Source organism: Flavobacterium sp. LPB0248, assembly GCF_013388355.1.
Taxonomy (GTDB): domain Bacteria; phylum Bacteroidota; class Bacteroidia; order Flavobacteriales; family Flavobacteriaceae; genus Flavobacterium.
In genome coordinates this window covers 3,647,403-3,673,024 of record NZ_CP058246.1, presented here as the reverse complement: position 1 = coordinate 3,673,024, position 25,622 = coordinate 3,647,403, and the positions used below count along the sequence as shown (strand labels likewise).

At 32.4% G+C, this 25,622-nt stretch carries 26 protein-coding genes and 1 tRNA gene; 21 read left to right on the top strand and 6 right to left on the bottom strand.

Annotation, left to right across the window (positions count from 1 at the left end; translation table 11 throughout):
* Positions 1–99 precede the first annotated feature (99 nt).
* Both LPB248_RS15550 and LPB248_RS15545 read right to left on the bottom strand, forming a co-directional pair.
* Positions 100–825: a DUF4290 domain-containing protein gene (locus LPB248_RS15550; protein WP_177212240.1), complete on the bottom strand. Its 726-nt coding sequence runs from the start codon at positions 823–825 to the stop codon at positions 100–102.
* Positions 826–829: 4 nt separating this feature from the next.
* Positions 830–1,126 carry a DUF493 family protein gene (locus LPB248_RS15545; RefSeq protein ID WP_066033683.1) on the bottom strand — a complete coding sequence of 99 codons (297 nt, stop codon included), beginning with the start codon at positions 1,124–1,126 and terminating at the stop codon, positions 830–832.
* Positions 1,127–1,490: 364 nt separating this feature from the next.
* On the opposite strand from LPB248_RS15545, the gene LPB248_RS15540 reads away from it, so the two are divergent.
* The 7 genes from LPB248_RS15540 to LPB248_RS15510 all read left to right on the top strand — a co-directional run bounded on the left by LPB248_RS15540 (position 1,491) and on the right by LPB248_RS15510 (position 8,064).
* Positions 1,491–2,405: an alpha/beta hydrolase family protein gene (locus tag LPB248_RS15540; RefSeq protein ID WP_177212239.1), complete on the top strand. Its 915-nt coding sequence runs from the start codon at positions 1,491–1,493 to the stop codon at positions 2,403–2,405.
* A 17-nt stretch (positions 2,406–2,422) separates the two neighbouring features.
* Positions 2,423–3,205 (top strand): hypothetical protein, encoded by a 783-nt coding sequence (locus LPB248_RS15535; protein WP_177212238.1) that lies wholly within the window; start codon positions 2,423–2,425, stop codon positions 3,203–3,205.
* 275 nt (positions 3,206–3,480) lie between these two features.
* Positions 3,481–4,014, top strand: a complete 534-nt coding sequence (locus tag LPB248_RS15530) for an AAA family ATPase (RefSeq protein WP_177212237.1) — start codon at positions 3,481–3,483, stop codon at positions 4,012–4,014.
* Positions 4,015–4,079: 65 nt separating this feature from the next.
* Positions 4,080–5,975, top strand: coding sequence for an ATP-dependent DNA helicase RecQ (locus tag LPB248_RS15525; protein ID WP_177212236.1), 1,896 nt, complete (start codon positions 4,080–4,082; stop codon positions 5,973–5,975).
* Positions 5,975–6,922, top strand: a complete 948-nt coding sequence (fmt, locus tag LPB248_RS15520) for a methionyl-tRNA formyltransferase (protein ID WP_177212235.1) — start codon at positions 5,975–5,977, stop codon at positions 6,920–6,922. Before LPB248_RS15525 ends, fmt begins: the two co-directional genes overlap by 1 nt.
* Positions 6,923–7,102: 180 nt before the next feature.
* Complete coding sequence (locus LPB248_RS15515) at positions 7,103–7,375, top strand: HU family DNA-binding protein (RefSeq protein ID WP_008464760.1); 273 nt, start codon at positions 7,103–7,105, stop codon at positions 7,373–7,375.
* A 128-nt stretch (positions 7,376–7,503) separates the two neighbouring features.
* Complete coding sequence (locus LPB248_RS15510) at positions 7,504–8,064, top strand: YqgE/AlgH family protein (RefSeq protein WP_008464759.1); 561 nt, start codon at positions 7,504–7,506, stop codon at positions 8,062–8,064.
* Here the strand turns inward: LPB248_RS15510 and LPB248_RS15505 are convergent.
* Together LPB248_RS15505 and LPB248_RS15500 are read right to left on the bottom strand one after the other, a co-directional pair.
* On the bottom strand, positions 8,061–8,897 hold the full coding sequence (locus LPB248_RS15505) for an aminotransferase class IV (protein ID WP_177212234.1): 837 nt from the start codon (positions 8,895–8,897) through the stop codon (positions 8,061–8,063). The two genes, LPB248_RS15510 and LPB248_RS15505, sit on opposite strands and share 4 nt — an antisense overlap.
* Positions 8,898–8,951: 54 nt before the next feature.
* A complete protein-coding gene (locus tag LPB248_RS15500; RefSeq protein WP_095929482.1) occupies positions 8,952–9,344 on the bottom strand; it encodes an START-like domain-containing protein in 393 nt (130 codons plus the stop codon).
* A 150-nt stretch (positions 9,345–9,494) separates the two neighbouring features.
* Between LPB248_RS15500 and LPB248_RS15495 the strand changes: the two genes are divergently transcribed.
* The 13 genes from LPB248_RS15495 (at position 9,495) to LPB248_RS15435 (ending at position 19,730) form a co-directional block, all read left to right on the top strand.
* Positions 9,495–9,568: transfer RNA gene (locus tag LPB248_RS15495), tRNA-Met, on the top strand.
* A 75-nt stretch (positions 9,569–9,643) separates the two neighbouring features.
* Positions 9,644–10,054 (top strand): ACT domain-containing protein, encoded by a 411-nt coding sequence (locus LPB248_RS15490; RefSeq protein WP_177212233.1) that lies wholly within the window; start codon positions 9,644–9,646, stop codon positions 10,052–10,054.
* Positions 10,055–10,125: 71 nt separating this feature from the next.
* The gene (locus LPB248_RS15485) at positions 10,126–10,383 is read left to right on the top strand and encodes a hypothetical protein (protein WP_177212232.1); all 258 of its coding nucleotides are present in this window, start codon (positions 10,126–10,128) and stop codon (positions 10,381–10,383) included.
* Between the two features lie 67 nt (positions 10,384–10,450).
* Entirely contained in the window at positions 10,451–11,050 is a 600-nt protein-coding gene (locus LPB248_RS15480) for a DUF6624 domain-containing protein (RefSeq protein WP_177212231.1), read from the top strand.
* A 167-nt stretch (positions 11,051–11,217) separates the two neighbouring features.
* Positions 11,218–11,586 carry a hypothetical protein gene (locus tag LPB248_RS15475; protein ID WP_177212230.1) on the top strand — a complete coding sequence of 123 codons (369 nt, stop codon included), beginning with the start codon at positions 11,218–11,220 and terminating at the stop codon, positions 11,584–11,586.
* Between the two features lie 21 nt (positions 11,587–11,607).
* Positions 11,608–13,026 carry a PLP-dependent aminotransferase family protein gene (locus LPB248_RS15470; protein ID WP_177212229.1) on the top strand — a complete coding sequence of 473 codons (1,419 nt, stop codon included), beginning with the start codon at positions 11,608–11,610 and terminating at the stop codon, positions 13,024–13,026.
* 7 nt (positions 13,027–13,033) lie between these two features.
* Complete coding sequence (locus tag LPB248_RS15465; protein ID WP_177212228.1) at positions 13,034–13,528, top strand: GNAT family N-acetyltransferase; 495 nt, start codon at positions 13,034–13,036, stop codon at positions 13,526–13,528.
* Positions 13,529–13,597: 69 nt separating this feature from the next.
* On the top strand, positions 13,598–14,314 hold the full coding sequence (locus tag LPB248_RS15460) for a type 1 glutamine amidotransferase (protein WP_177212227.1): 717 nt from the start codon (positions 13,598–13,600) through the stop codon (positions 14,312–14,314).
* 221 nt (positions 14,315–14,535) lie between these two features.
* Positions 14,536–15,057, top strand: coding sequence for an RNA polymerase sigma factor (locus LPB248_RS15455; RefSeq protein WP_177212226.1), 522 nt, complete (start codon positions 14,536–14,538; stop codon positions 15,055–15,057).
* Positions 15,058–15,103: 46 nt separating this feature from the next.
* Positions 15,104–15,313, top strand: coding sequence for a hypothetical protein (locus tag LPB248_RS15450; RefSeq protein WP_177212225.1), 210 nt, complete (start codon positions 15,104–15,106; stop codon positions 15,311–15,313).
* A gap of 12 nt (positions 15,314–15,325) precedes the next feature.
* A complete protein-coding gene (locus tag LPB248_RS15445) occupies positions 15,326–16,168 on the top strand; it encodes a FecR family protein (protein ID WP_177212224.1) in 843 nt (280 codons plus the stop codon).
* A 99-nt stretch (positions 16,169–16,267) separates the two neighbouring features.
* Positions 16,268–18,886, top strand: a complete 2,619-nt coding sequence (locus LPB248_RS15440) for a TonB-dependent receptor (RefSeq protein WP_177212223.1) — start codon at positions 16,268–16,270, stop codon at positions 18,884–18,886.
* Positions 18,887–18,890: 4 nt separating this feature from the next.
* Positions 18,891–19,730, top strand: coding sequence for a DUF4249 domain-containing protein (locus LPB248_RS15435; RefSeq protein WP_177212222.1), 840 nt, complete (start codon positions 18,891–18,893; stop codon positions 19,728–19,730).
* Between the two features lie 71 nt (positions 19,731–19,801).
* On the opposite strand, the gene LPB248_RS15430 is transcribed toward LPB248_RS15435, so the two are convergent.
* The gene (locus LPB248_RS15430) at positions 19,802–20,938 is read right to left on the bottom strand and encodes an Atu1372/SO_1960 family protein (protein ID WP_177212221.1); all 1,137 of its coding nucleotides are present in this window, start codon (positions 20,936–20,938) and stop codon (positions 19,802–19,804) included.
* A 67-nt stretch (positions 20,939–21,005) separates the two neighbouring features.
* Between LPB248_RS15430 and LPB248_RS15425 the strand changes: the two genes are divergently transcribed.
* A complete protein-coding gene (locus tag LPB248_RS15425; protein ID WP_177212220.1) occupies positions 21,006–21,806 on the top strand; it encodes an AraC family transcriptional regulator in 801 nt (266 codons plus the stop codon).
* A gap of 98 nt (positions 21,807–21,904) precedes the next feature.
* Here the strand turns inward: LPB248_RS15425 and LPB248_RS15420 are convergent, their stop codons facing one another.
* Positions 21,905–25,552, bottom strand: a complete 3,648-nt coding sequence (locus tag LPB248_RS15420; protein ID WP_177212219.1) for a DUF2339 domain-containing protein — start codon at positions 25,550–25,552, stop codon at positions 21,905–21,907.
* Positions 25,553–25,622: the final 70 nt, after the last annotated feature.

The following is a 25,622-nucleotide window of genomic DNA, read 5'->3' as shown; positions in this document are numbered from 1 at the left end:
TTTTATTTTTGTTTTTGTTTATTTTTTAAGCATCTGAGTAAAAAAAACTTAGCAACTTAGTCCCGATAGCTATCGGGATAGCCACTTAATAGCTTTTTTTTACTTTTGATTATTATTTTTTTGAAATGTCTTTTTTTGACCGCCTTTGTTGTTGTTATTTTTGTTGTTCTGAATTTTTGGCTGCGCACCAGAAGCTGTTTTATTAGACATGCGTTTGTTTGTACGCATTAAGTCTGTTGTATTTAAAAGCTCTTCTGTACTGTGTAATAAATTGATTTTACCTCCAGATAATTCATATAAATGTTCAAAAATAACATCGTCTTTTACAGTGTCTTTGTTCCAGCTTAAGAAAGATTTTTTCATGTGGTTGGCAATTACCATTACCAGTGCATTTTTCATTTCGCCTTCTTCCCATTTATTGGCAACATCAATCATATATTTGATATTGTTACCATAAAATCTATACTTTGGAAAGTTCTGCGGATACTGCAAAGCATCCGGTTTTAGCTCCAAAACTTCTCTTGACGGAATTGGATACGGAGATTCAACATTCAGTTTAAAATCAGACATAATAAAAAGCTGATCCCAAAGTTTATGCTGAAAATCTGGTACGTCACGCAAATGCGGATTCAGACTTCCCATAACCTGAATGATATATTTTGCGGCTTTATTGCGCGTTTCATCATCTTCGATTGCAGTTGCCTGATCAATCAGTTTTTGTAAATGACGACCATATTCTGGGATAATCAAACGTTGTCTTTCAGAATTGTATTCTAGATTATACACAACGTCGCTTGCTGCTTCTCTTTTATATTTTTCGATCATAAGTTTATAATGAAACTATACCTTCAATTGTAGAAACTTCTTTGTATTTACTAATCACATCGTCTGAGCTGTGCATCGTAACGTCTACAGAAACACTGGTAAATTTACCTGTTTTAGATTTTGTTGTTTTAATTACCGCCCCCATTCGATCAAAAGCTTTTTCGACACGTTCTACATTATCTGCTACAGAAGGCACAATAAATTTGTATAAATATTCTGCTGGCCAAGTATTTGCGTTATCTAGCTCTACTTTTAATCTTTCGTAAAATTCGGCGGTATTTTTTTCTTTATCGTTCTCCATTCGTAATTAAAAATAAACGCAAATATACGGTTTTGATTTTAGACTTTTGAGTTTAGATTTTAGATTTTTTTGGGGCTTAAAACTTTGTTTTAAAGGGACAAAGTTACAAAGGTGCAAAGGTGCAGAGAAAAAAGCAATCGAAGATTATTTCTTTGTAAATTTTACGCTTATATTTGAGAAATAATCTGCTTAAAAATTGCCCGCAAACATTATAGAGTTTGTTTTTGTCATCCTGAGGAACGAAGAATCACACTAGAAACTCGACAAAGATTGGAGAATTTCTATGCAGAGCTACTTGTGCGATCGTTCGTTCCTCAGGATGACAAGTTAACGTTTAAACTCTTCGATATTAAAACACTTCACAATGAAAAAAAACATCTTCTTACTTTTTGCATTTTTTACTTTTTATAATATTCAAGCACAAGAAGTCAAAACGCTAACTTATTTCCAAAACGACACTTTAAAACTAGATTTAGATTTATATCTGCCAAAGAAAAAAGCTGGCGAAAAAATCCCGCTGATTATGTTTGCTTTCGGTGGCGGATTTTCTGGCGGAGAGCGTACAAGCGAAAAAGATTTTGGCTTATTCATGGCAAAAAATGGTTATGCTGTTGCAAGCATTTCATATAGTTTATATATGAAAGGAAAAGATTTTGGATGCAAAGGAACTTTAACCGAAAAAATAAAAGCGATCCAAATTGGTGTAAGCGACATGTGGCAAGCGACAGCTTTCTTAGTTGAGAATGCTGATAAATATAATCTTGATACTTCAAAAATCTTTATTTCTGGAATTAGCGCCGGTGCCGAAATTGGTTTTCATGCTTCATTCTGGGATTATAAATTAATGAACTTATACAAAAGTAATCTGCCTGAAAATTTTAAATACAAAGGCTTCATCGGAGGTTCGGGAGCAATTCAGGATATTAATCTGATTACAAAAGAAAAAGCAATTCCGATGTTATTGGCTCACGGAAGCAATGACGATACAGTTCCATACGCTGCAGGTTCACATCGTTCTTGTCCGACAAATGCTTCTGGCTGGCTGATTCTTTTTGGCTCGTATGCAGTTTACAATCAAATGAATGACTTGCATAAAGATATTGAACTCATCACTTTCTGCGGCGGCGGACATGAATTCTCTGGGTATCTTTTCCACGAAGGACAGCAATATGTTTTAGATTTTGTTAATGATGTTTTGAATGGTAAAAAATTCCAATCGCATTTGATTGTTCCTTCTAAAAGAGGAAAAAATTCTGGAAAGTATTTGTTTTGTGAGTAAATAAACAGACTAGATTTATGAAAACAAACTTTGTATTATCATTCGTCATTTTAGCATTAAATGTGCAATGTCAAAATGAAAATTCTAAAAAATCAGCGCCTAAAATTGAAAAGATTAGAGCTATAAATAATTATAATTTTATACAAAATTCGAGTTTTAAATTTCAATTCTTTTCTGATAGTTCGTACGTTTTCACTATTGACGAAAAAGATTTAAATCATGAAAAACTAGAAAAATTTAATGATTACTGTTATAAAAAAAATGACACTATTTATTTCAGCCAAACACGTTTTCGGTATAACGGAAGCACAAAAGCAGTCATAAAAAATAATTTTATCGAATTCATTGATGGTAATTTTCCACTAAAAATTGAAATCAAAAAAAATCTATATTACACAAAAAACCAATTAGATTTAAAAAATTACAATGATTATGCTTTTTTTAGTTTTGAAGAAAAATTTCACAAAAGATATTTTCAAAACCAACCTGGAAAACTAAAAGCCTCAGATTTAAATCAGAACGAATTAGTGGAGTTGGACAAAATTTTAAGAAAATGCTTTTCGAAAAACAATACTAAACTCAGAAAAATAGATCAATACCTAAAACAGTGCATTGTTGTAGCAAATGAAAAACAAGAAAAAGAAGTTTTAATAAACTGCTATTGCAAAGATTCTGATATTAATGGAAGCTATAAATATAATTTAATAGATATGAGTGATGGTGGAAATTGTAACATTGGTTTAAAAATCAATTTAACAACACACAATTATTCAGATTTAAATATTTCGGGGAGTGCATAAAACTTTTTTTGTTATTTCATTTAGAATTTACTCCAGCGGAACGATATAAAAATCACTCAAAATATATCACTCCGCTGGAGCTTTTGATTTATTGTATTCAATTTTTCTATAAATATGTCGTCCCTATCGGGACTTTTCACTTTGCTAAAACAAAACCATTTCCGTTCCTCAATCAGTAACTTTTGTTTATTAAAATATCAAATCTTTCGTTTCTGATAAATATTCTTTTTAATTATAAATAAGTTTAGGTAAATTTGCGCTTTATTTTTAGAATAGTGCAAAAAGAAATTATAGTCTTGCTTGGCGGACCTGGTACTGGAAAATCAACACTTATTAACGAATTGGTAGCTCGTGGCTTTTGCTGCTATCCAGAAATCTCTAGACAGGTTACCATGAAAGCACAACAGGAAGGCATTGAACAGCTGTTTTTAGAACAGCCTCTTTTATTTAGCCAAATGTTGCTTGAAGGTCGTATTGAACAATACAAAAATGCTCTTGAAGAACCTGACAATGTAGTTTTTATTGACCGAGGAATTCCAGATGTAGTTGCTTATATGGATTATATTGGCGACGAATATCCGGAAAGTTTCGTTAAGGCTTGCGAGGACTATAAATATTCTAAGACTTTTATTCTGCCGCCATGGGAAGAAATTTACCAAAGCGATGCAGAGCGTTATGAAAATTTTGAACAGGCAGTTAAAATTCAGGAACATCTTGTTGAGACCTATAAAAAATACGGTTACGAACTAATTGAGGTTCCAAAAGATACGGTTGAAAACAGAATTCTTTATATCTTAGACAAAATTTAGCAAAAGGTTTTAAAGTTGCAAAACTAGAAGCTGTTTTCTAAATTTTTAACTTTAAAACTTACGCAATGCTCGGAGCGCAGGATATTCTTCTAAAATACTGGAAACACGACAGTTTTAGACCGTTGCAAAAAGAAATTATCGATTCGGTTCTTGAAGGACAGGATACTTTTGCAGTACTTCCGACAGGCGGAGGAAAATCGATTTGTTTTCAGGTTCCGGCCATGATGCAGGAAGGAATCTGTCTTGTTATTTCTCCCTTGATTGCTTTAATGAAAGATCAGGTTGCCAATCTGCAGAAAAGAGATATTAAAGCAATTGCTCTTACGGGCGGAATTCACACCGAAGAATTGATTGATCTTTTGGACAATTGCCAATACGGAAACTATAAATTTCTCTACTTATCGCCAGAGCGTTTGCAGTCAGATTGGATTCTGGAGCGCATTAAAAACCTCCCTATAAATTTAATTGCTATTGACGAAGCGCATTGCGTCTCGCAATGGGGACATGATTTTAGGCCTGCATATCTTAAAATTTCGGAACTTAAAAAGTTCTTCCCTAAAATTCCGTTTTTAGCTCTGACTGCTACAGCAACTCCGAGAGTTATTGAAGATATTAGAACGCAGTTAGAATTAAAAAATCCGAGACATTTTCAGCAGTCGTTTGAGCGAAAAAATATCGCTTACATGGTTTTTGAAGTCGAAGATAAATTATATCGTACCGAACAGATCCTTAAAAAGAATCCGCAACCTTCTATTATATATGTACGAAATCGCAAAGCGTGCTTGAACATGTCTTCTCAATTGCAATCTTTAGGTTTTACATCAACGTATTATCACGGCGGACTTTCGTCTAAAGAAAAAGACAAAAACATGCAGTTATGGATGTCACAACAAGCGCAGGTTATTGTGGCAACAAATGCTTTTGGAATGGGAATCGACAAAGACAACGTTAAAACCGTTATTCATACACAGCTTCCAGAAAACATAGAGAACTATTATCAAGAGTCTGGCAGGGCGGGACGAAATGGAGAAAAAGCTTTTTCGGTTTTGCTTTACAATAATTCAGACATGATTCAGACCGAACAGCAGTTTATAAACATTCTTCCCGACAAGAAGTTTTTAAAAACAATGTACATCAAACTCTGTAATTATTTTCAGATTGCATATGGCGAAGGTCTAGATGAATCCTTTTCATTTAAGCTGAATCACTTTTGCAATAAATACGACTTCCCTACTCTTAAAACATACAATTCTTTACAATTTTTAAATCAGCAGGGAATTATTACGATGTCTCAAGAATTCTCAGAAAAAATTAGCGCTCAATTTTTAATAGAATCTAAAGAAGTCATTCGATACATAAGTTTGAATCCAAATGACGAAGAGATTATGCTGGCTATTTTGCGAACTTATCCTGGAATTTACGACGTAAAATCTAATCTGAATCTTGGTTTAATTGCTAAAAAATCTCATCACTCAGAAGAACAAGTTACCGCACTTTTAGAAAAATTAAAAGAAAAAGAAATTATAGAATACAAGTCTAAAAATAACGATGCTACTATATTATTTAACGAAATCCGCGAAGATGATCTTACTATAAATAGAGTTTCTAAATATTTAGAGAAACAAAACGAGGTTAAAAAAGAACAGCTTTTGTCGGTTCTTCATTATATAAAGGATAACAAAACCTGTAAAAACAGATTGGTTTTGAATTATTTTGGAGAAGAAACAACTGAAAATTGTGGCATATGTTCTTATTGCATTACACAAAAAGGAAAAATTACTGAAGCCGATTCGATTGCTGACAAAATCCTTTCTTTACTCAAAACAGCTTCGTTGACTTCGAGAGAAATTGAAAATCAAATCAAAATGGACACAAAAGACATCATTACGGTTCTTCAAGAATTGCTCGAAAACAATCATATCATTATACAAGCGAATAATAAATACACTTTAAAATCATAATGGAGAAATTGAGAATTATATTTATGGGAACGCCAGAATTTGCCGTTGGCATTTTGGATACCATTATTAAAAATAACTATGACGTTGTTGGCGTAATTACTGCTGCAGACAAACCAGCGGGACGCGGACAAAAAATAAAATATTCGGCTGTAAAAGAATATGCACTTGCCAATAATCTTACTCTGTTACAGCCAACCAATTTAAAAGACGAAAATTTCTTAGCAGAATTAAAAGCGCTAAATGCCAATCTACAAATCGTAGTTGCTTTTAGAATGCTGCCAAAAGTAGTTTGGGAAATGCCAAGCTTGGGAACTTTTAATCTTCATGCTTCTTTATTGCCAAATTACCGTGGAGCCGCTCCTATTAACTGGGCTATTATTAATGGAGAAACTAAAACTGGTGTTACCACATTCTTTATTGATGATAAAATTGATACTGGAGCTATGATTTTAAATTCTGAAATCAATATTGAACCAGAAGAAACGGCAGGACAACTGCATGATCGTTTAATGGAATTAGGAAGCACAACTGTAATTGATACTTTAAAAGTTATAGAAAATGGAAATGTAACCACAACAATCCAAGAAGATAACGACGATATTAAAACAGCTTACAAGTTAAATAAGGAAAACTGTAAAATTGATTGGACAAAATCTGGCGCAGAAATCAACAATTTGATTCGCGGTTTAAGCCCGTATCCAGCTTCTTGGTGTTATCTAAAAGACCAAAATGAAGAACTTAACATCAAAATTTACGAAGCAAAACTACTCTCAGAATCACATTCTTATGAGACTGGAAAGTTAATTAGCAGTAAAAAAGAAATCAAGATTGCAATAAAAGAGGGTTTTATTCAGTTATTAAGTCTACAATTTCCAGGAAAAAAGAGAATGCTTGCTTCAGAATTATTAAATGGAGTGAGTTTTTCAGATGCTGCAAAAGTGTATTAAGGTCAGTAAAACAGGGGTTTGTACTTGTTTTTCATCGATAAACAACACTCTTTATGAACAAAAAAAGCAAGTTATTAACAATTTTTGCTAAAAATAAAGAAAACACTTGCACGCAACGGATTTCCTACTAAATTTGTGTATTAACAATTTTTTTTAACCAACAATTAATAACTAATTATTATGAACAAATCAGAATTAATCGATGCTATCGCTGCTGATGCAGGAATTACAAAAGCTGCGGCTAAATTAGCTTTGGAGTCTTTTTTAGGTAATGTAGGAACTACTTTGAAAAAAGGAGGAAGAGTTTCATTAGTAGGTTTCGGATCATGGTCAGTATCTTCTAGAGCTGCTAGAGACGGTAGAAACCCTCAAACAGGAAAAACTATCAAAATCGCAGCTAAAAACGTTGTAAAATTTAAAGCTGGTGCTGAATTAGAAGGTGCAGTGAACTAAGTAAGAAAGTTCTCTAAACTTATAATATAATTAAAACCTTCCTTCTGGAAGGTTTTTTTATGCGGTTTAACGATTTTTTTTGTGATTTTAATTTTTTTATGATTAAATTTAATAAAAATTGTAACCGTATGATTTCAGAAAAATTAAAAAAAGGACACCTGCTTATTGCCGAGCCTTCAATAATTGGAGATTTATCTTTTAACAGATCGGTAATTTTATTAGCAGACCATAACAAAGAAGGATCAATAGGTTTTATAATTAATAAGCCATTAAAATATACCATTAATGACTTAATCCCTGAGATTGATGCTAACTTTAAGATATATAACGGCGGCCCTGTAGAACAAGACAACCTTTATTTTATTCACAATATTCCTGAGTTGATCCCAAATAGTGTTGAGATTTCAAACGGGATTTATTGGGGTGGTGATTTTGAGTCAACCAAAGACTTAATAAACAACGGATCTATTAGTAAAAATAATATTCGTTTTTTCTTAGGCTACACTGGTTGGGAAGAAAATCAGCTTGAGAATGAGATGCAAGGAAACTCTTGGATTATTGCTGATAATAATTACAAAAATAAAATTATCGGAAAATCGACTACCCATTTTTGGAAAGAGCAGATTATTGAGCTTGGCGGTGATTATCTTATTTGGTCTAATGCACCAGAAAATCCATATCTGAATTAATTTTCAGAAATGGATTCGTTTAGTCGCTGCACTAATAAATGAGCCAGATTTGTTGTAAACTCCTTTTTTCGATATTTAGTTATCGGCTGTATTCCCGTGATTACATTAGTTAGAAATAATTCGTCTGCTTTTTGAAGATCAAAAGGCGAAATTATATCTTCTACAACTTCTATGCCTTCAACTTTTTTAGCCAATGCTAAAATTTGCTTGCGCATAATTCCGTTTAAAGCACCTTCTGAAACTGGAGGTGTAATAAGCTTGTTACCCGTTACCATAAAAATATTCCCCTGAAGTGCTTCTACAACATTTTTACTATCATTCAGTAAAATACAATTTGCAAGATCATTTTCACTCGCATAAATACTTCCTGTAATATTGATCATCTTATTTGTTGTTTTAAGAGATGATAACAATTGTTTTGTCACATAGAAGTCTTTATACAAATCTACTTCGTATTCGTTTGTATTTATACTGTAGGCTTTATTTCCAAGAGAAATCGCGTTGATTAAGAATGAAATATCATTGCTTTTTGGAAGATACAAACCGCCATCATTTCTGAAAACAGTAATCCTTGCACGTGCTGAAGAAGCAATATTTAATTGATTAACCAAATTAAGAATTTGCTCTTCAAAATATTCCATTGTAAAATCCATAGGAATCGTCATTCTAACTACACGCATTGAAGCCATTAATCTAAAATAATGATCTTCAAGGAACAAGATTTTTCCGTTGACAATTTTTACTGTTTCGAATATTCCGTCACCATACAAAAAAGCGCGGTTTAGAGTTAGTATATTATCTTCCTTCGCTATATTTCCGTTAAAATTAATCATAAAAAAACCCTGAATTTTGTTCAGGGCAAATATAAGGTATAAAATAGACTTTTACTAAACAGATCCTATAAGATGTTTTAGATCTGAGATTTGATTCTCCCACAATTGTTTAGCCTCACCCAATTCATCTTTATCGGCAAAATCAACTACCATAAGAGATACATCTTTAGTCAATTCATCAACTAAAATATGAAGTTCAAAAAAGTACTCAGTATCCTTACTGCTGTCATCAACCCATTTAAATTTTACTTTTTCTCCAGATTTTTTTGAAGCCAGACGTGCTTTTTCTTGTGAATCATTCCACATAAAGGTAAAAAACTCACCTCTTGAATTAACATTGTCAGCAAACCATTCTTGTAAACCTGACGGAGTTGATATATATTGATACAATAATTGCGGCGAAGAATTGATCGGAAACTCGATTTCGTAACGTATTTTTGAATCCATGTGCTACTTTTAATTTTTTCGAAATATAAGAATATATGTCCAAAAACAATGCATTTTTAAAAATATTTTTTTTTCTTCATTTTATGCTTGTATGCTTTAATAATATTTATATCTTTGCACCCGCAATCAGGAATTCATGATAGCAGTCCAGGCGAGGTAGCTCAGTTGGTTAGAGCGCAGGATTCATAACCCTGAGGTCACGGGTTCAACTCCCGTCCTCGCTACTAGAAGGTAAAACCCTTAGACAGAAATGTTTAAGGGTTTTTTATTATTTTTAAATAAAAAACAGCCCTAATTTTATGGAAGGAGAAATTAATTTAAGTACTATTTTAAAGAATCTTAATCCTGTTCTTAATGAAGGGAAATATGTTTTTACAAAAGTTGATGCTCTAGATCAGATTCCTTTTTCAAAGATTTTGTTTCTATTTAAAGAAAAAGAAGGAATCACTTTAGTATTAGAAAAACACTTTGCAGAAGAGCTAAATCTTACTTTCTCTTATATTGCTTCTTGGATTACATTGGAAGTTCATTCTTCTTTAGCCGCTGTTGGTTTGACCGCTGCATTTTCTCAAGCATTAGGAAATGCCAATATCAGTTGCAATGTAGTCGCTGCTTATTTACATGACCACATATTTGTTGATGAAAAAGACGCTCTTAAGGCAATGGATGTACTGCTTAAATTAAAAGAAGAAAATAAAAAATCTTTATAATTAAAAAATCTAAAAATAACCATAAAAACTGCTATTAAAATAGTTATTTTGCAGTGGTAATTTTATAACATATGGATATAGTAAAATTTAAGATCACATCTAAAACAATCAAAGTAGAAGTACGTAATTCTAACAATTATGTTTTTAATTTCAACACCGCTTTAGATATTGCCAAAGAAGACAAAGATGTTTTATTAAAGCTTTACAATGCACTCGACCTTCTTTTTAAAAAGGAACAGGTTACAGAAAACAAAAACTACATTTCGCCAAATCAAACTAATATATTAGATCAGATCTCTGCTGCAGATTTGGAAAAGGAGGATAATTAATTTTATCTACAGACCATCTTTTGTAAATTAAAAACCATTTCTAGTTAATTCTTTTAACCAATATCAAATGGATAACAAAATCATTTCCGAAAGAATAATTGAGTTGAAAAATGCTGATCTCAAATTGAGAAACAAGCTTATTGAAAACAAAAAACTTTTTGAAGGATATGATGAAGAAATGGAAAAGCTGCATAAACAAAATGCAATAATCTTAAATGAAATCATAAACACAATCGGCTATCCTACGATTGATAAAGTTGGAAAAGAAGCAAGCGAAGCTGCTTGGCTAATCATACAACATTCTATTGGATCTCCAGATTTCATGAAACGATGTGCAAAGCAATTGCAAAATGCAGTCAAAGAAAACCAAGCAGACCCTATTAATCTTGCCTATTTAAAAGATAGAATAGCCGTCTTGGAAGGAAATCCACAACTCTATGGAACTCAATTTGATTGGGATGAAAAAGGAAATTTAAGTCCAAATTTATTCGATGACTTACAAATGGTAAATCAAAGAAGACAATCTATTGGACTAAACTCTCTGGAAGAACAAACCGAAATTATTCGAAATCGAATACTACAAGAAAATCAATTACCTCCTGAAGATTTCGAAAAACGAAAACAAGAAGCACTTGAATGGAGAAGAAAAACAGGATGGATAAAATAGCTTCAAATCCAACTGTAATTACCAATTAATTTATCCTGCTGTAAAAGCCTGCAGACATTTTTTACCGATTCAAATAAAAACATTACTTTTAATCTGTATCCGTAAAAAAAGCATTTACTGTATCTGTACCCAAATTTTTAATAGCAATAATTTTGCTAAAAAAAGATATGGAATCTAAAGCAGTAACGCAGGAAAGAATAACGTTTAGAGAAGTTTATATATTTGATATGGAGATTTTACAAAACATTTTCATTCAAAATATGCATGAAAAAGCCGAAGATAAAATGCTTTTTGGCATCCCTTTTCTTCTCTGCAAAAAAGACAATAATATAAATGCGTTTGCCAGTTTAATTTTAAATCAAAGCAATGAAATTGAATTTAAAATTTATGATGACGGAAGTTTAACAAATGAAAACATAACAGCATTTAATGACTACATCAAAAAATTTCTAAAGAAAAAAAGAAGTGCCAATTTCTACAATGCGGCACAGCTCAAACAAAGTACTGAGCATTTTGTTCATTGCCTCAGCTTTTAAATACTTAAGAAAAAGTAAAAAATGAAAAACAGAGAAACATTATACCTTAAAATTGCCAAAATCATTGAAGACCAGATTCACACCGAAACTCTGATGCTTGGCGACAAATTGCCTTCAGTACGAAGCGCACAAAAATTGTATAATGTTAGTTTAAACACCATTAAGCAGGCATATTTAGAACTGGAAAGCCGTTCACTCATAGAGTCGCGTCCAAAAACAGGATATTATGTGAGTAAGAGTTCACAGCGCACAAAGGGACTCCCAACAATTGCAAGTATTGACAATCATGAAACAGAAAACACACCCGAGGAGCTTATTGATAAAGTTTTTGGCACCATCAATCAAACCGATGTAACACAATTTGCACTGGGATTACCGGGGAAAAATTTCCTTCCAGTCGCCAAACTTAACAAAGGAATCATCAATGCTGTTCGCAATAGAGGTGATGCAGGCACGGCCTACGAACCTGTTCAGGGATCCGAAGAACTTCGACGTGCAATTGCCAAATGGGCATTGGTCATGGAAGGAAAAATTACAGAAGATGATCTTGTAATTACTTCTGGTGCTATGCACGCCATGTACAATGCGCTTATGGCCACGACATCTCCTGGAGATAGCGTTGCTGTAGAAAGTCCTGCCTATTTTGGAATACTTCAAGCCATTAAGGCATTAGGTTTAAAAGCTGTCGAAATTCCAACCCATCCTTTGTACGGAATAGATCTCGACGCTTTAAAAAAAGTATTGCCAGAGATAAAAGCCTGTTGTTTCGTCACTAATTTTAATAACCCGATGGGTTTTCAAATGCCCGATGAAAACAAACAAGAATTGGTAAGACTAATTACTCAGTACAACATTCCATTAATTGAAGACGATATTTACGGTAATCTTTACTTTGGTTCAGAGCGCCCGAAACCTTGTAAATTTTATGACGAAGCTGGTTTGGTTTTGTGGATCGGATCTGTTTCTAAAACTCTCGCACCAGGTTATCGTGTTGGATGGATTGCTCCTGGAAAATTTAAAGATAAAATTATACGTCAAAAGTTGGTTCAAACGGTTTGTAATTCCTCTTTATATTCAGATGTCATTGCAGATTTCTTAGAACACGGACGTTACGATCATCATCTTAAAACATTTAGAAATAAACTTTATGCTAATTATCTCCAAATTAACAGAGCTGTCGAATCCTATTTTCCGGATAACACTAAAATAGCACAACCAAAAGGCGGTTTTATGTTATGGCTAGAATTAGATGAAAGAATTTCTACAACAGAATTATACAATACTGCCCTAGCCCAAAAAATTGTCTTTGCGCCGGGAAGAATTTTTTCACAGTACAATCAATACAACAACTGCATGCGATTAACCTATGTTTTAGAATGGAATGAACGCGTAGATTCTGATTTGGAGAAATTGGGCAGAATGATAAAAAACAGTATTTAACAGCATTATGAAGAATAAAGATCAAGTAGAAATAACAACTTACAAACCCAAATATCTAAAAAGTTTTAAGGATTTAAATATAGAATGGATTTCAACTTATTTCGAGGTTGAACCTAATGATGTAAAAGCGCTCGATCATGCCGAAGAATATATTATAAACAAAGGCGGTGAAATATTTTCTGCAATCTTAGACAATGAAGTTTTAGGCGTTTGTGCTTTAATTAAAAGTGATGGAAAAAACTACGATTACGAATTGGCAAAAATGGCTGTAAGTCCGAAAGCGCAAGGAAAAGGTGTTGGATTATTATTGGCTAAATCGGCAATAAAATGGGCTACTGAAAAAGGCGCGTCAAAAGTTTATCTGGAAAGCAACACCAAACTGAAACCCGCAATTAAACTGTATGAAAAATTAGGTTTTAAAGAAGTAGAAGGTCTTTCTTCGTCTTACAATAGAGTAGATATTCAGATGATGCTTATACTTAATTCCGAAACTGGACTATGACTTTATAAAAAAAGTGGACTATTGAAACTTTTTTGATCTCAAATAAATTTGCGGTAAATTCCAAAAAGAATGAATATACATATAGTACAGCACGAAACATATGAGGCTCCAGGCGCATATCTAAATTGGGCAGAAAATAGAAATTATAAAATATCTTTTTCGAAAGTTTTTAAAAATGAAACACTCCCCGATTCTGTTGAATTTATCGACATGCTTATTGTAATGGGCGGACCTCAAAGCCCAAATACAACTCTCGAAGAATGTCCGCATTTTAATTCTAAAGCTGAAATTAATTTGATTCAAAAATGTATTTCTGCAGAAAAAGCTGTTGTTGGCGTTTGTTTAGGTTCTCAATTAATTGGTGAAGCTTTAGGAGCAAAATTCGATCATAGTCCAGAGAAAGAAATTGGCGTATTTCCAATAACTTTAACCGAAAACGGATTAAAAGACGAAAAAGTAAATCATTTTGGCAAAAGTCTTAACGTTGGCCACTGGCACAACGACATGCCTGGCTTAACAAAAGAAAGCGAAATCCTTGCTTTTAGCGAAGTCTGTCCCATTCAAATTGTTTCGTATTCCAATCTTGTTTACGGATTTCAATGCCACATGGAATTAACAACCGAAGTAGTTGCTCTTTTAATTGAAAGTGAAACTGATTTGTTGGCTAAAAGTAAAAAACATCCATTTGTTCAGAATCCAAAAGAAATTCTTTCCTATGATTATACCGAAATGAATGAAAAATTATTTCAGTTTCTTGATAAACTTATCGCAGATTATAAAAGCTAGAATTTCTCATTTACAATAAAACAAACCCTTGAATGAAAACATTTAAGGGTTTTTATTTGAATTAAATTGTAACATTTATCAATCAAAAACGTCAAATCTAAAATTAAATTACGGTTCTTTGTAACTTATTACATTCTCACTTGAGTTTACTCAAATTCTGAATACAATAATATTGACTCCAATGAGTTTAGAACTAGGAATCTAGTCACGATATTTTCGTTATGGACAATAAGAAATTTATTTTAAGTTTAAAAAAAGGTAATGAAGCAGCTTTCAAAGAAGTCTACTTCAACTATTACGATAAACTTATAAATATTGCCAAACGATTTAATTCTTCTGTATTTACCCCCGAAGATTTTGTTCAAGAGACTTTCATAAGATTATATAATAAAAGAGAACTGCTTAACGAAGAGGTGCTGTTCGACAAACAGATATTTGTTATCTGCAAAAACATCATTATTAATCACGTCAACAGAGAAAGTAAAATAATACAGCTTAATCCTGCTCAAGTTGATGTGCCTGAGGAAGAAACAGATTTCGGAATTTTTGAAGAAAGACAAGAAAAGCTTCAAAATTTCATTAGTCAGCTTCCAGAACAGCAGCAAAAAATATTTACTTTACATAAACTGGAAAACCTTAGCTATAAGGAGATTGCAGAAATAACGGATCTTTCTGAGAAGACCATTGCCAATCATATTTATCTCGCCAGTAAATTTATTCGAAAAAAAATCGAAAACCATTAGGAACTTTTTAGTTCTCGTTTGTTATATATAAAAACAAGAACTAAAAATGCACATTGAAGCGTATAAAACTAATGTTAGAACAAAAAAAGACGCAAGTTTACTTGTAGCTCTTTTGCAGTTTGTTATTTCTGACTGTATTATAAATTTTGATCGTCAAGGACAGGAAAATATCTTGAAAATCGAAACCAACCGCGACATTAAAGAAATGGTTTACCGTGTTTTTAATAAACACGGATTTCAGTGTCAAATCATTTAATAGCTAAAAAAAATGAATCAAGAAAAATTTGATGAGGAATTTGAAAAGTTATGGAATGAAAAACCTACAGCACATTCAGATAATGAAAAAGAAGCTTCGTGGGAACAATTTCATGCTAAAACATTTTCAGAGAAGAAAAGAAAATTTAAGCCTTGGCGTATTTATGCGGCGGCTTCGGTTTTGCTTTTTGTTCTTATTGGAACTGGAATTTATTTTAACCAAGAACCTACTGCCGAAAACATAGTTCTTGCCGAAAACGTAATTGAAAATACTACCTCAGCAATAAAGTTTATTGTTTTACCAGATAGCTCAAAAGTCGAGTTAAGTCCGAAATCTAAAATTTCTTTCGGGCAAAATTTCGCTTCAAACAGAAAAATAGAAATTGTAGGTCAAGCTTATTTTAAGGTAAAAAAAGACAAACAGCATCCTTTTCAAGTTTTCTGCAACGAAACAACAACTACTGTTTTAGGAACTTCTTTTACAGTTAAAGAATCTGAAAACAGAGAAGTAACTGTTGAACTTTTTGAAGGAAGCGTTCAAATGAATGTGAAAGGCAAAGATCAAAAATGGATCTTGAAACCAGGTGAAAAATTTACTTATGGAAACCAAATTGCTTCAGTAACAGAATTTAGCCGATTTGTAGATTTTGACAACGAAAACCTTTCTGCAGTAAGCCTTTATATTGAAGAAAACTATGGTTACAAGGTGATTCTTCCAAAAGAAAATATGAATCAGAAAATTACGATTCGAATCAATAAAAAAGAAGATTTAAAAACAATTGTACAATTATTATCAGAAATGTATAACCTAAACTTTGAAATAAATGAAGATTTAAAACAGATCACTTTTCAATAAAAACAAGAAAGGATGTAAGCCGCGAAACTACACATCCTCCTAATTTTCAGGATAACACGAGGTTAATCCGTTTAATAATATTCAAAAATACAAAATTTCATGAAGCATATAATTTCAGCGTGCTTTTTTTTATTCAGTTTAGGAATGTCTGCTCAGAGCGTCACAGTAACTGTAGATCAAAATGTAACTTTAAAAGAATTCTTCAAACAAATTGAAAGTCAGACCGACTTTAAATTTGCTTTTACAGATCAGATTGATACCAATAAAAAGTATTTTAATAAAAAAAGCACTTTTAAGAATATCGAAGTTAACAAGCTTATTGCGGAATTAAATCAAACTTCATCTGTACAATTTACGATCGTTGGCAGCAATATTTTTGTAAAGCAGAAATCTCAAGTTCAAAAACCTGCCAAAAAAAAAAGTAAGCTAACCGGTCACATTTATGACGATGAAAGGCAACCTGTTATCGGTGCCAACATTTACATAAAAGAATTAGAGACTGGTGTTGTTACAGATCCCGACGGAAAATATAGCATTGATGTACCAAACGGAAGTTATACTGTTCAGGTTAGTTATGTTGGATTTAAAAATGAGGAAAAACGTGTTTCTGTTTCCGATGACACCAAAGTCAATTTCAACATTGATTCTGACAGCCAGCAATTGGGAGAAGTTATTATCATGAATAATAAGGCGGTTGATATTAAAAATACTCAAATGAGTGTTAATAAGCTTTCGATGCAGGAAATCAAAAAAATTCCTGTTGCAATGGGTGAACCTGATCCGTTAAAATCAATATTAACTTTGCCAGGAGTTACCAATGCTGGAGAAGCTTCTTCGGGATTTAATGTTCGCGGTGGTGCTGCAGATCAGAATTTAATTCTTTTGGATGGCGCTCCTGTTTATGCAGACTCACATATGTTTGGTTTCTTTTCTATTTTTAATGCCGATATTGTTAATGGTTTAGATTTGTATAAAGGAGGAATTCCGTCAAAGTTTGGAGGACGTGTTTCCTCTGTTCTAGATGTTACCCAACAAACGGGAGATTTTGAAGAATATAAAGTAAACGGAGGAATTGGTTTAATCTCTAGCCGATTATTGGTTCAAGGTCCTTTAGAAAAAGAAAAAGGTTCGTTTATTCTTTCTGGACGTGCTTCGTATGCGCATTTGTTTATGAAATTGGCAGACAATAATAACTCTGCCATGTTTTATGATTTGAATGCTAAATTAAATTATCGTTTTAATGCTAAGAATACACTATCTTTTTCTGGTTATTTCGGAAATGATATATTTGATATTAGTGACCGTTTTGCCAGTACTTACGGAAGCACAATGGGAATCTTAAGCTGGAAACATAAATTTTCTGATCGTTTGAACAGCAATTTATCTACTTTCTACAGTGATTATAGATTTAATCTCGAAATTCCGATCGAAAGTTTTAAATGGGATAGCAATATTGCGAGTTACGGATTAAAGTACAATTGGAATTTCCAGCAATCTGAGAAGTTTAAAATCAATTATGGTATTGATGGTTTGTACTACAATTTCAATCCTGGAGTTGTAAAACCGACTTCTCCAGATTCTCAGTTTAATTATATGCAGTTGGATAAAAAATATGCTTTGGAGGCTTCTGCTTTTGTTGATTTTGAAAATCAGATTACAGAGAAACTGAACTTCCGTTACGGACTTCGTTACAGCATGTTTTACCGTTTAGGAGACGAAACTATCAGCACTTACGAAAATGGTCAGGCAGTAGTATACAATCCGTTGTATAAAATCTATGAAGAGGGAACTCCAAACGGAAGCATCTCATACGGAAAAGGAAAAACCATCAGTAAGTTCAATAATTTTGAACCAAGAGCTGCTCTTTCTTATGCTTTTAATGACGAAAACTCGATAAAAGCGAGCTACAACCGAATGGCACAATACATTCATATTTTATCAAACACACAGTCTCCGTTGCCAATGAGCATCTGGACACCAAGCGGACCTTTTACAAAACCTCAACTTTTGGATCAGTATGCGATGGGATATTTTAGAAATTTCAGAGACGGCGACTACTCTTTAGAAACAGAATTATTTTATAAAAATGTTCAAAATCGTATTGATTATATTGACGGCGCTGATGTCTTGGCTAACAACAATATTGAGCAGGTTATTCTAAACGGAAAAGCCAGATCGTATGGTATGGAATTATTGTTTAGAAAAAATACTGGTGTTTTCACAGGATGGATTTCTTATACTTTGTCTAGAGCAGAACAAAAAACTCCCGGAAGAACTCCAGAAGAACCAGGAATTGCAAATGGTGACTGGTATTTATCAGGTTATGATAAACTACATAATTTAAGCATTGTAGGAAGTTACGAACTGAATCCGAAATGGTCTTTTAATGGAAATTTCACTTTACAATCAGGGCAGCCTGTAACGTATGCCAATGGATATTACGAAATGGGAGGTATTCATGTTCCAAATTATTCTTTGAGAAACGAAAATAGATTACCGCTTTTCCATCACTTAGATGTTGCAGCAACTTATACTCCGAAACCAGACAAAAAGAAAGGATGGCAAAGCTATTGGGTATTTAGCCTTTACAATATTTACAACAGAAAAAATGCTGCTTCTATGAGTTTTACAACCAATGAAGATACGGGAGCAAATGAAACTAGAAGACTTTCGATTTTCGGAATTGTACCTGGAGTTTCTTATAATTTTAAATTTTAATGCTATGAATAAATTGAAAAAATATACGATAATGAATAGAGCACTGGCATTAATAAGTCTTCTTTTTGTTTTTTCTTTTGCTTCTTGCGAAGATGTGGTCAATCTTGATCTGGAAACTGGGGAAACCAAATTGGTAATCGATGCCGAAATCATTTGGAAAAAAGGAACAACAGGAAATGAACAAACGATAAAAATAAGTAAAACAGCTCCTTATTATAGTGGTTCTACTCCGAAGGTTTCAGGTGCACAAGTTAGAGTGGAAAATACAAACGGAGATGTTTTTACCTTTAACGAAACTGAAGCAGGAGTTTACAAATGCACTAATTTTGTTCCTGTAATTGATATGGATTACAAATTGTTTATTACTGCTGAAGGACAAAGTTTTACTGCAACAGAAAAGCTAACTTCGGCAACTCCAATCACTAAAATCGAACAAAATATTGTTCCCGATTTTGGCGGGAAAGATGTAATCGAACTGACTTTTTATTATAACGACCCAGCAGATCAGGTCAACTATTATGTTACAGATTATCAAAGTAGCTTTTTGATTTATCCGCAATATGAGATTACTAATGATGAATTTTATAACGGAAACGAAATCAGTACAAGATTTTCTGATGAAGATATGAAAGCTGGAAATACAGTAAAAATTACACATAGAGGTGTTTCTAAAAACTTCTATAATTATTGGAAATTAATTTTGGAAGCTTCAAGTGCAAATCCTTTTCTTGTTCCGCCAGGAAACATTAGAGGAAATATTGTAAACACTTCTGATGCTAATAATTTCGCTTTTGGCTACTTCAGACTTTGCGAAGCAGATCAAGTTGATTATTTAGTGAAATAAAAGTCTCTTATATAAATTAGAAAACCCTTAAACATTGCTGTCTAAGGGTTTTTCTTTTTTAATATTTTGTTTTATTCCACTTCAAAAACGGCTTGTATTTCAACCGAAGAATTAACAGGAATAGATGAAGCTCCAAAAGTTGCCCTAGCATGTTTCCCTTTTTCTCCGAAAATTTCAACGGTAAGATTAGAAGCTACATTCATTAAATCGGCATGTTTAGTATAATCGTCTTTGGTATTGAAAATTCCTGTAAGCTGTACGCAACGCTTCACGCGGTTTAAATCTCCATCAAGAGCTTCATTCAAAACCGAAATCACATTAAGCATTGTTGCTTGAGTTGCTTCTTTTACCTGCTGTTCATCTAGATTTACGCCTAATTTTCCAGGATTTAAAATCTTTCCGTCTTTTAAAGCGACTTGGTTAATAAAGATTAAATTCCCCGTACGCACAAAAGGCTGATAATTTCCTGCTGGTTTTGGCACTTGAGGAAGTACAATATTTTTTTCTTTTAATACATCATTGATTGACGTTTGCTGCTTTTCAGCTATTTCCTTTTTCGAAAAAGTTCCTTTTAGTGCCAATGCAACTTTTGCAAAGTTTTTTCCTTGCAATTCCGCCAAATAACGTTCGTCTTTTGTTGGTCTTGGCACATCTTTTAAAGAAGCCATACTCGTAGTTCCTAAAACCGAATTTCCCTGCGGAATCTTTTTATCTATTTTTTCGTTTCCTCTAATTCCGTTTGAAACCAAAACCATTCCGTGTACAGCTAAACTATTCCAAAAAGATTGCAATGCCAATTCTTTTCCAGCTCCACTCCCAGCCGACATAAATACGGTTGCGGGCATTCCTTCTAGAACATGATTCGTCCATAAATCAACCGTTTTTGAAAGAAACTCACTCATTGCCGTACTAATATTTCCGAAATAAACTGGAGAGCCAAATGCAATTCCGTCATAGGTTTTTAGTTCATCGATTGTAGCAACTGGAACATCTTTTAGTTTTGCGTTTGCAGATACTTTTACTTGCTTAATGACTGCACGAACATTTGGTTCGCTTCCTATTCCTTTTGCTATTTCTTTCGCCAGTTCATACGTTCCTCCGTTATCAGAATGAATAAGCACTAATACATTTGCGGTTTTATTTTGCGCCGTAATTACAGTATTTGTCAGTGCTAAAATTGCTATTAAAAGAAGCTTCAGTTTTTTCATGTCTTTGTAAATTATATTGATTTACAAAAATAGCGATGACGTTTTTATTAACTTTGCCAAAAATTATATGCAAAACGCCAATTTAAAATGTGGTTTATCTGAAAAAAGCAAAGGCCATTATGTAGACGACATAACGACCAATGCCTATGTGTGGTATGATAAAAATTGGAAACACGATGATTATGAACACCAACATCATCGTTCTCAACTCACTTTTGTCGAAGAAGGCTATCAATACTTTCACATGGACGAAAAAGTATATCTTGTTCCTCAGAACCATGTTATCTGGATACCTTCTGCTAAAGAACATCGAATTACTTCAGAATCTAAAACAGTAAATTTGATGATTGTGCTTTTTAAATCGACTCCCGAAAAAGATTTTTATCAAAATGTACATGTTTTTTCTGCACCTTCTGTTTTGAAGGAAATGATATTATATGCTTCTAAATGGGATAAAGAATTAATTGACAATGAAGAAAAGACTAGCTTTTTAAATGCGCTTTTAACCAGTCTTCCTTCATTTTGCAAGGAAAATAATTCCCTGCAAATTCCTGTTCCTGTCGATAGTCGTCTAATTCCAGTCTGCAACGAGATTAACAAAAATTATCAATATGCTTTTGATATTGACGAACTAGCAAAACTGGCACAAATGTCGGTTCGAAGTTTACAGCGTATTTTTAAACAGAATACCAGTATTACAATTCAGAAATACTTGCAGTTAATTCGTATTCTAAAAAGTATTGAACTTTTAGATGCCAAACAATATACTTTAAGTCAGATTGCTCATTTGGTTGGTTATAAAAGTCTATCTGCTTTTAGCGCTTCTTATTTTAATATAATTCAAGAAAAACCAAAACTTAGGAAATGATATTTTAGCTAAAAACAAATTAAATCTGGGTATAAAACAAAAGAACCACAAATTCAAACAAATGAATTTATGGTTCTTTTTATTGGGAAAGATTTATGTTAATCAAATCGTTCTTTGTATTTTTTAAATAGCGTATTCATAATTAAAAGTACTATTCCAACTCCTAATAAAACCATAGCTCTGATTAGGAAATCTGCGTTTGATAAGTCAAAAAACATGAGTCGTATAACACAAATTCCTACCAAAGACAATGATACATATCTAAAATATTTTTCTTTAAGAAGAATACCTAATATAAGCAATCCTAGAGATTCTAATATCCAGAAGAAGGTTAAGATTCCTTTATCGAATGTAAGGAACAAAAATAAACCAATACTAAAAGTGGCTGGATAAATAATAATGCTGTTTTTAAATTCGAAATCTTCGATATATTTATAGACAATAAAAATGTATAGTGCCAGTAACGCAAATATAATAAGGTATACAAATTCGAATCTAGATTCAAAATAATTGAAACTTACAAAAGCCAAATGAAAATTGGCCAGTAAGTAATATACAATACTGATTTCCTTTTTGTTTCCTATTTTTTTATAATAAAGAATACTATTTACAATAGCAGTTGAGGCCCAAAACACAGGAAGCCATTTATGTTCTAATTGCGCAAACATAATTGTAGAAAGCCAAAGATTGATGACAATTTGAAAATCTACTTTCACTTCTTTTATGAAATCTTTTTTCTTGATCAGGATAACTAAGACAATCAATAAAGCCACACTCAATAGCTGTAATCCCCAATCGATCAAATCAAAATCATTAAGTTTTTTGACGCTGTAAAAAGCAGAAACTAAAATGGACAAAAGTGAAATAATTAAAATCGATTCTGGAGCTAAATTTATCCTTCTGTACAAAATCAGACCGAAATTCAAGATGGCCAAAAGCATAAATATAGCTGGCAAATAAGCAATTTCTACCTGAATAAATAATAAAGTTATGATCCATAAGTTTTGAACAATCGGTAAAACTGAAATAAACATTTTACCTGCTTCTCTTGTACTTTTTACTTGCAAATAATAATAAACTACAGATAGCAAAACGCATAAGGCTTGCACACTATAAAGTATAATTCTATTATCAGGATTGGCATCAAAAATCGCCTGATAAATACTTAAAAATATTGTCCCAATTAATAGTACAAACGAATAAATATTGTAACGCTCAAATTTTTCAATTTTCTGAAAAATCCAAAAAATTAATATAGCCAAACTTCCTAAATATATTGGAATATAGGTAAGCTCAATACAAGAAAAACCAAAAATTAAAGCATTAAATAGTATCAGCTCACAATTTAATGTATGGAACCTTCCCCATCCAGAAATAACCTCGTTTGACTTGTTTCTTATTTTATCTGCAAACAAAATATAAACTTCGACAGCAGAAAGTCCCAAAGCAATCAATCCAATTTCGATAGTATTTAAAAATTGAGTGTTATATAAAAACAAAGCATTTCCGAAGATTAAAAAAACCGCACAAAATAGATATAGCAGAATTTGGTTGTCTGAAGAAAGTGTTTTTCGCTTAAATTGAAGCCAAAGAAATTCATGATTTAATAAAGCAATAGCAATCCAAGGCAAAATTTGAACAATATTTCCTAAAAACAGATATTTATAAGAAAGCGAAACAAGTAACGCATTTGTACCCACAATGCTAATTGTTTTAATGATGCTTTTATCTGTATAAAATTCTTTTACAAACCAGTTTGCTATAATTACAGCAATAATTCCTAGAGCATAAAAAATATCTAAATTAGATTTTACTTCTATAGCAATTAATACTACACCTACTACAATAGCAATGTTTAAAAAAGTAAATCTTCCTATATCAAATGTGTTTGTTTTGAATTTGAAGCGCAAAAGACACCACAATAAAGCAATAAATACAAGCGGATAATAGAACGAAACTTCGATTGTATGGTACCAGCTTATGAAAAAGAACAGCGAAAACAGAATAGAGAGAATTCCATTTAAGCTCAAATCTTTCTTTAAAACGAAAACATCTGTTTCTAAAAATTCTTTTCTTGCAACACAAAAAACAGAAACTGACAATGTTGCTACTATCATCACAATTAAGGAAGCAAAGATATTTGTAATGTTGGTTTGTACTGAGGATGGATTGATGTGCAAAATAAAGAATCCTAAAATAAAAATCCCTAAAGCATGATTGAGTCCTAAAAATATTTTATGCAATAAAATTTCCTTGCTTTTGTAAACAATTATTAGGCATGTAACCACTAAGAAGTACAATCCGCATGCGATTATATCATAACCTACTTTCCAATCATTAAGCATAAATATAGTTAAAGCAAAAAGTACAAACGAAACCATTCCGTCAAGATGATACAGCCAAAAAATCTTTTTCTTTCTGGCGAATAGTGTTGCAAAAAGGCAAAGAATACCCGCAACCAGCAAAACAAAAATTTTGATTCTGCTTCCAGTTGAATGTAAAACTAGGCCTAAAGCAAATAAAATCCAATTGGTTAAATGCGTTACAAAGGCAATTTTATCAAATCTTGTATTGGCATAAATACTTCTGTATTGCATATACATACAGCTAACCGAAACCAAAACAATACCGATTATAGCGAAGATATTTTGAGACTTACTTAACGCATTTGTGCCTTGTGTAAACCAAATATCGAATATTATAAAACCAGAAATAACAATTAGCAAATGATACTCCCATTTTTCTTTGTACGATAAAATAATTCCCGCTGTTGCAGTGAGTGACGCTAGTAAAAATGTAATTAATAGTTTTTCGGGAATTACGCAGAGAATTAAAATACTCAAAATAGTATGGAGCGATAAAAAAGTTTGCTGCTTAATAATATATCCCACATACAAATTGATTCCGATTCCGATTCCAATAAGCGAATACGCAAGTGGAATATTATTTATAAATGTAAGAGCCGGAATCTGCGATGCCCCAAAACAACCAAACAAGAATAAACTTGCTCCAGCGCTACGAAGCCAAAGTCCTGTTTTGAACCATTTTTCTTTCTTCTTTAAAAAATAATAAGACCCAGCTAAAATTCCAGCATACAACCAAAGAATTAATACACGGAACATTGGCGAAACTTTCAATGCTGTATAAATACTCAGATAACCAATTCCTAACACCATAATTGCGGTTCCTAGAATTCCGGTCCAGTTTTCGGCAAATTGTTGTTCTAATTTTTTGATTAAAACTGAAAAAGCGCTTTCTACATAAATTTTCTCTTCTTCAATTTCTTTCGAATCATCATTTACAATCTCTTTGTTTACAGGAAGCGTTTCAAAATTTTCTACAAACTGAGAATTTTCGTTTGCTTCAATTTCGTTATAGGAATCATCTGTTAAAATATCTGAAACTAATATTGGACTTTCTGAAATTTCTGCTGCTGCAATATTGTTTTCTTGAGAAATATTGTCAATAACAGAATCAGCATCTGGAATAATTAAAGGTTTATTTTCGGGTATAGGTTCAGAAATTATTTCAATCTCTTCTGTTACAGAAGTCAAGTCTCCAGGTTTAAAATCAGGTTGAATCAGCTGATTTTTTATTTCTTCAATTTCTTTTTTCAAAGATTTATAATCTTCCTTAATCTTTGAATAAGAAGAATCTAAAAATTCATTTTCCTTCTTTAATTTCGAAAAATTATTAAATAAAATGACAACACATGCAATTAATGATAAAAGAATAAAATTCTCCATAGTCCAAATTTTGAATTGGCTAATGTAAGAATTGTAATCTTAATTTAACTTTTTAAATAAAATAGTTTTG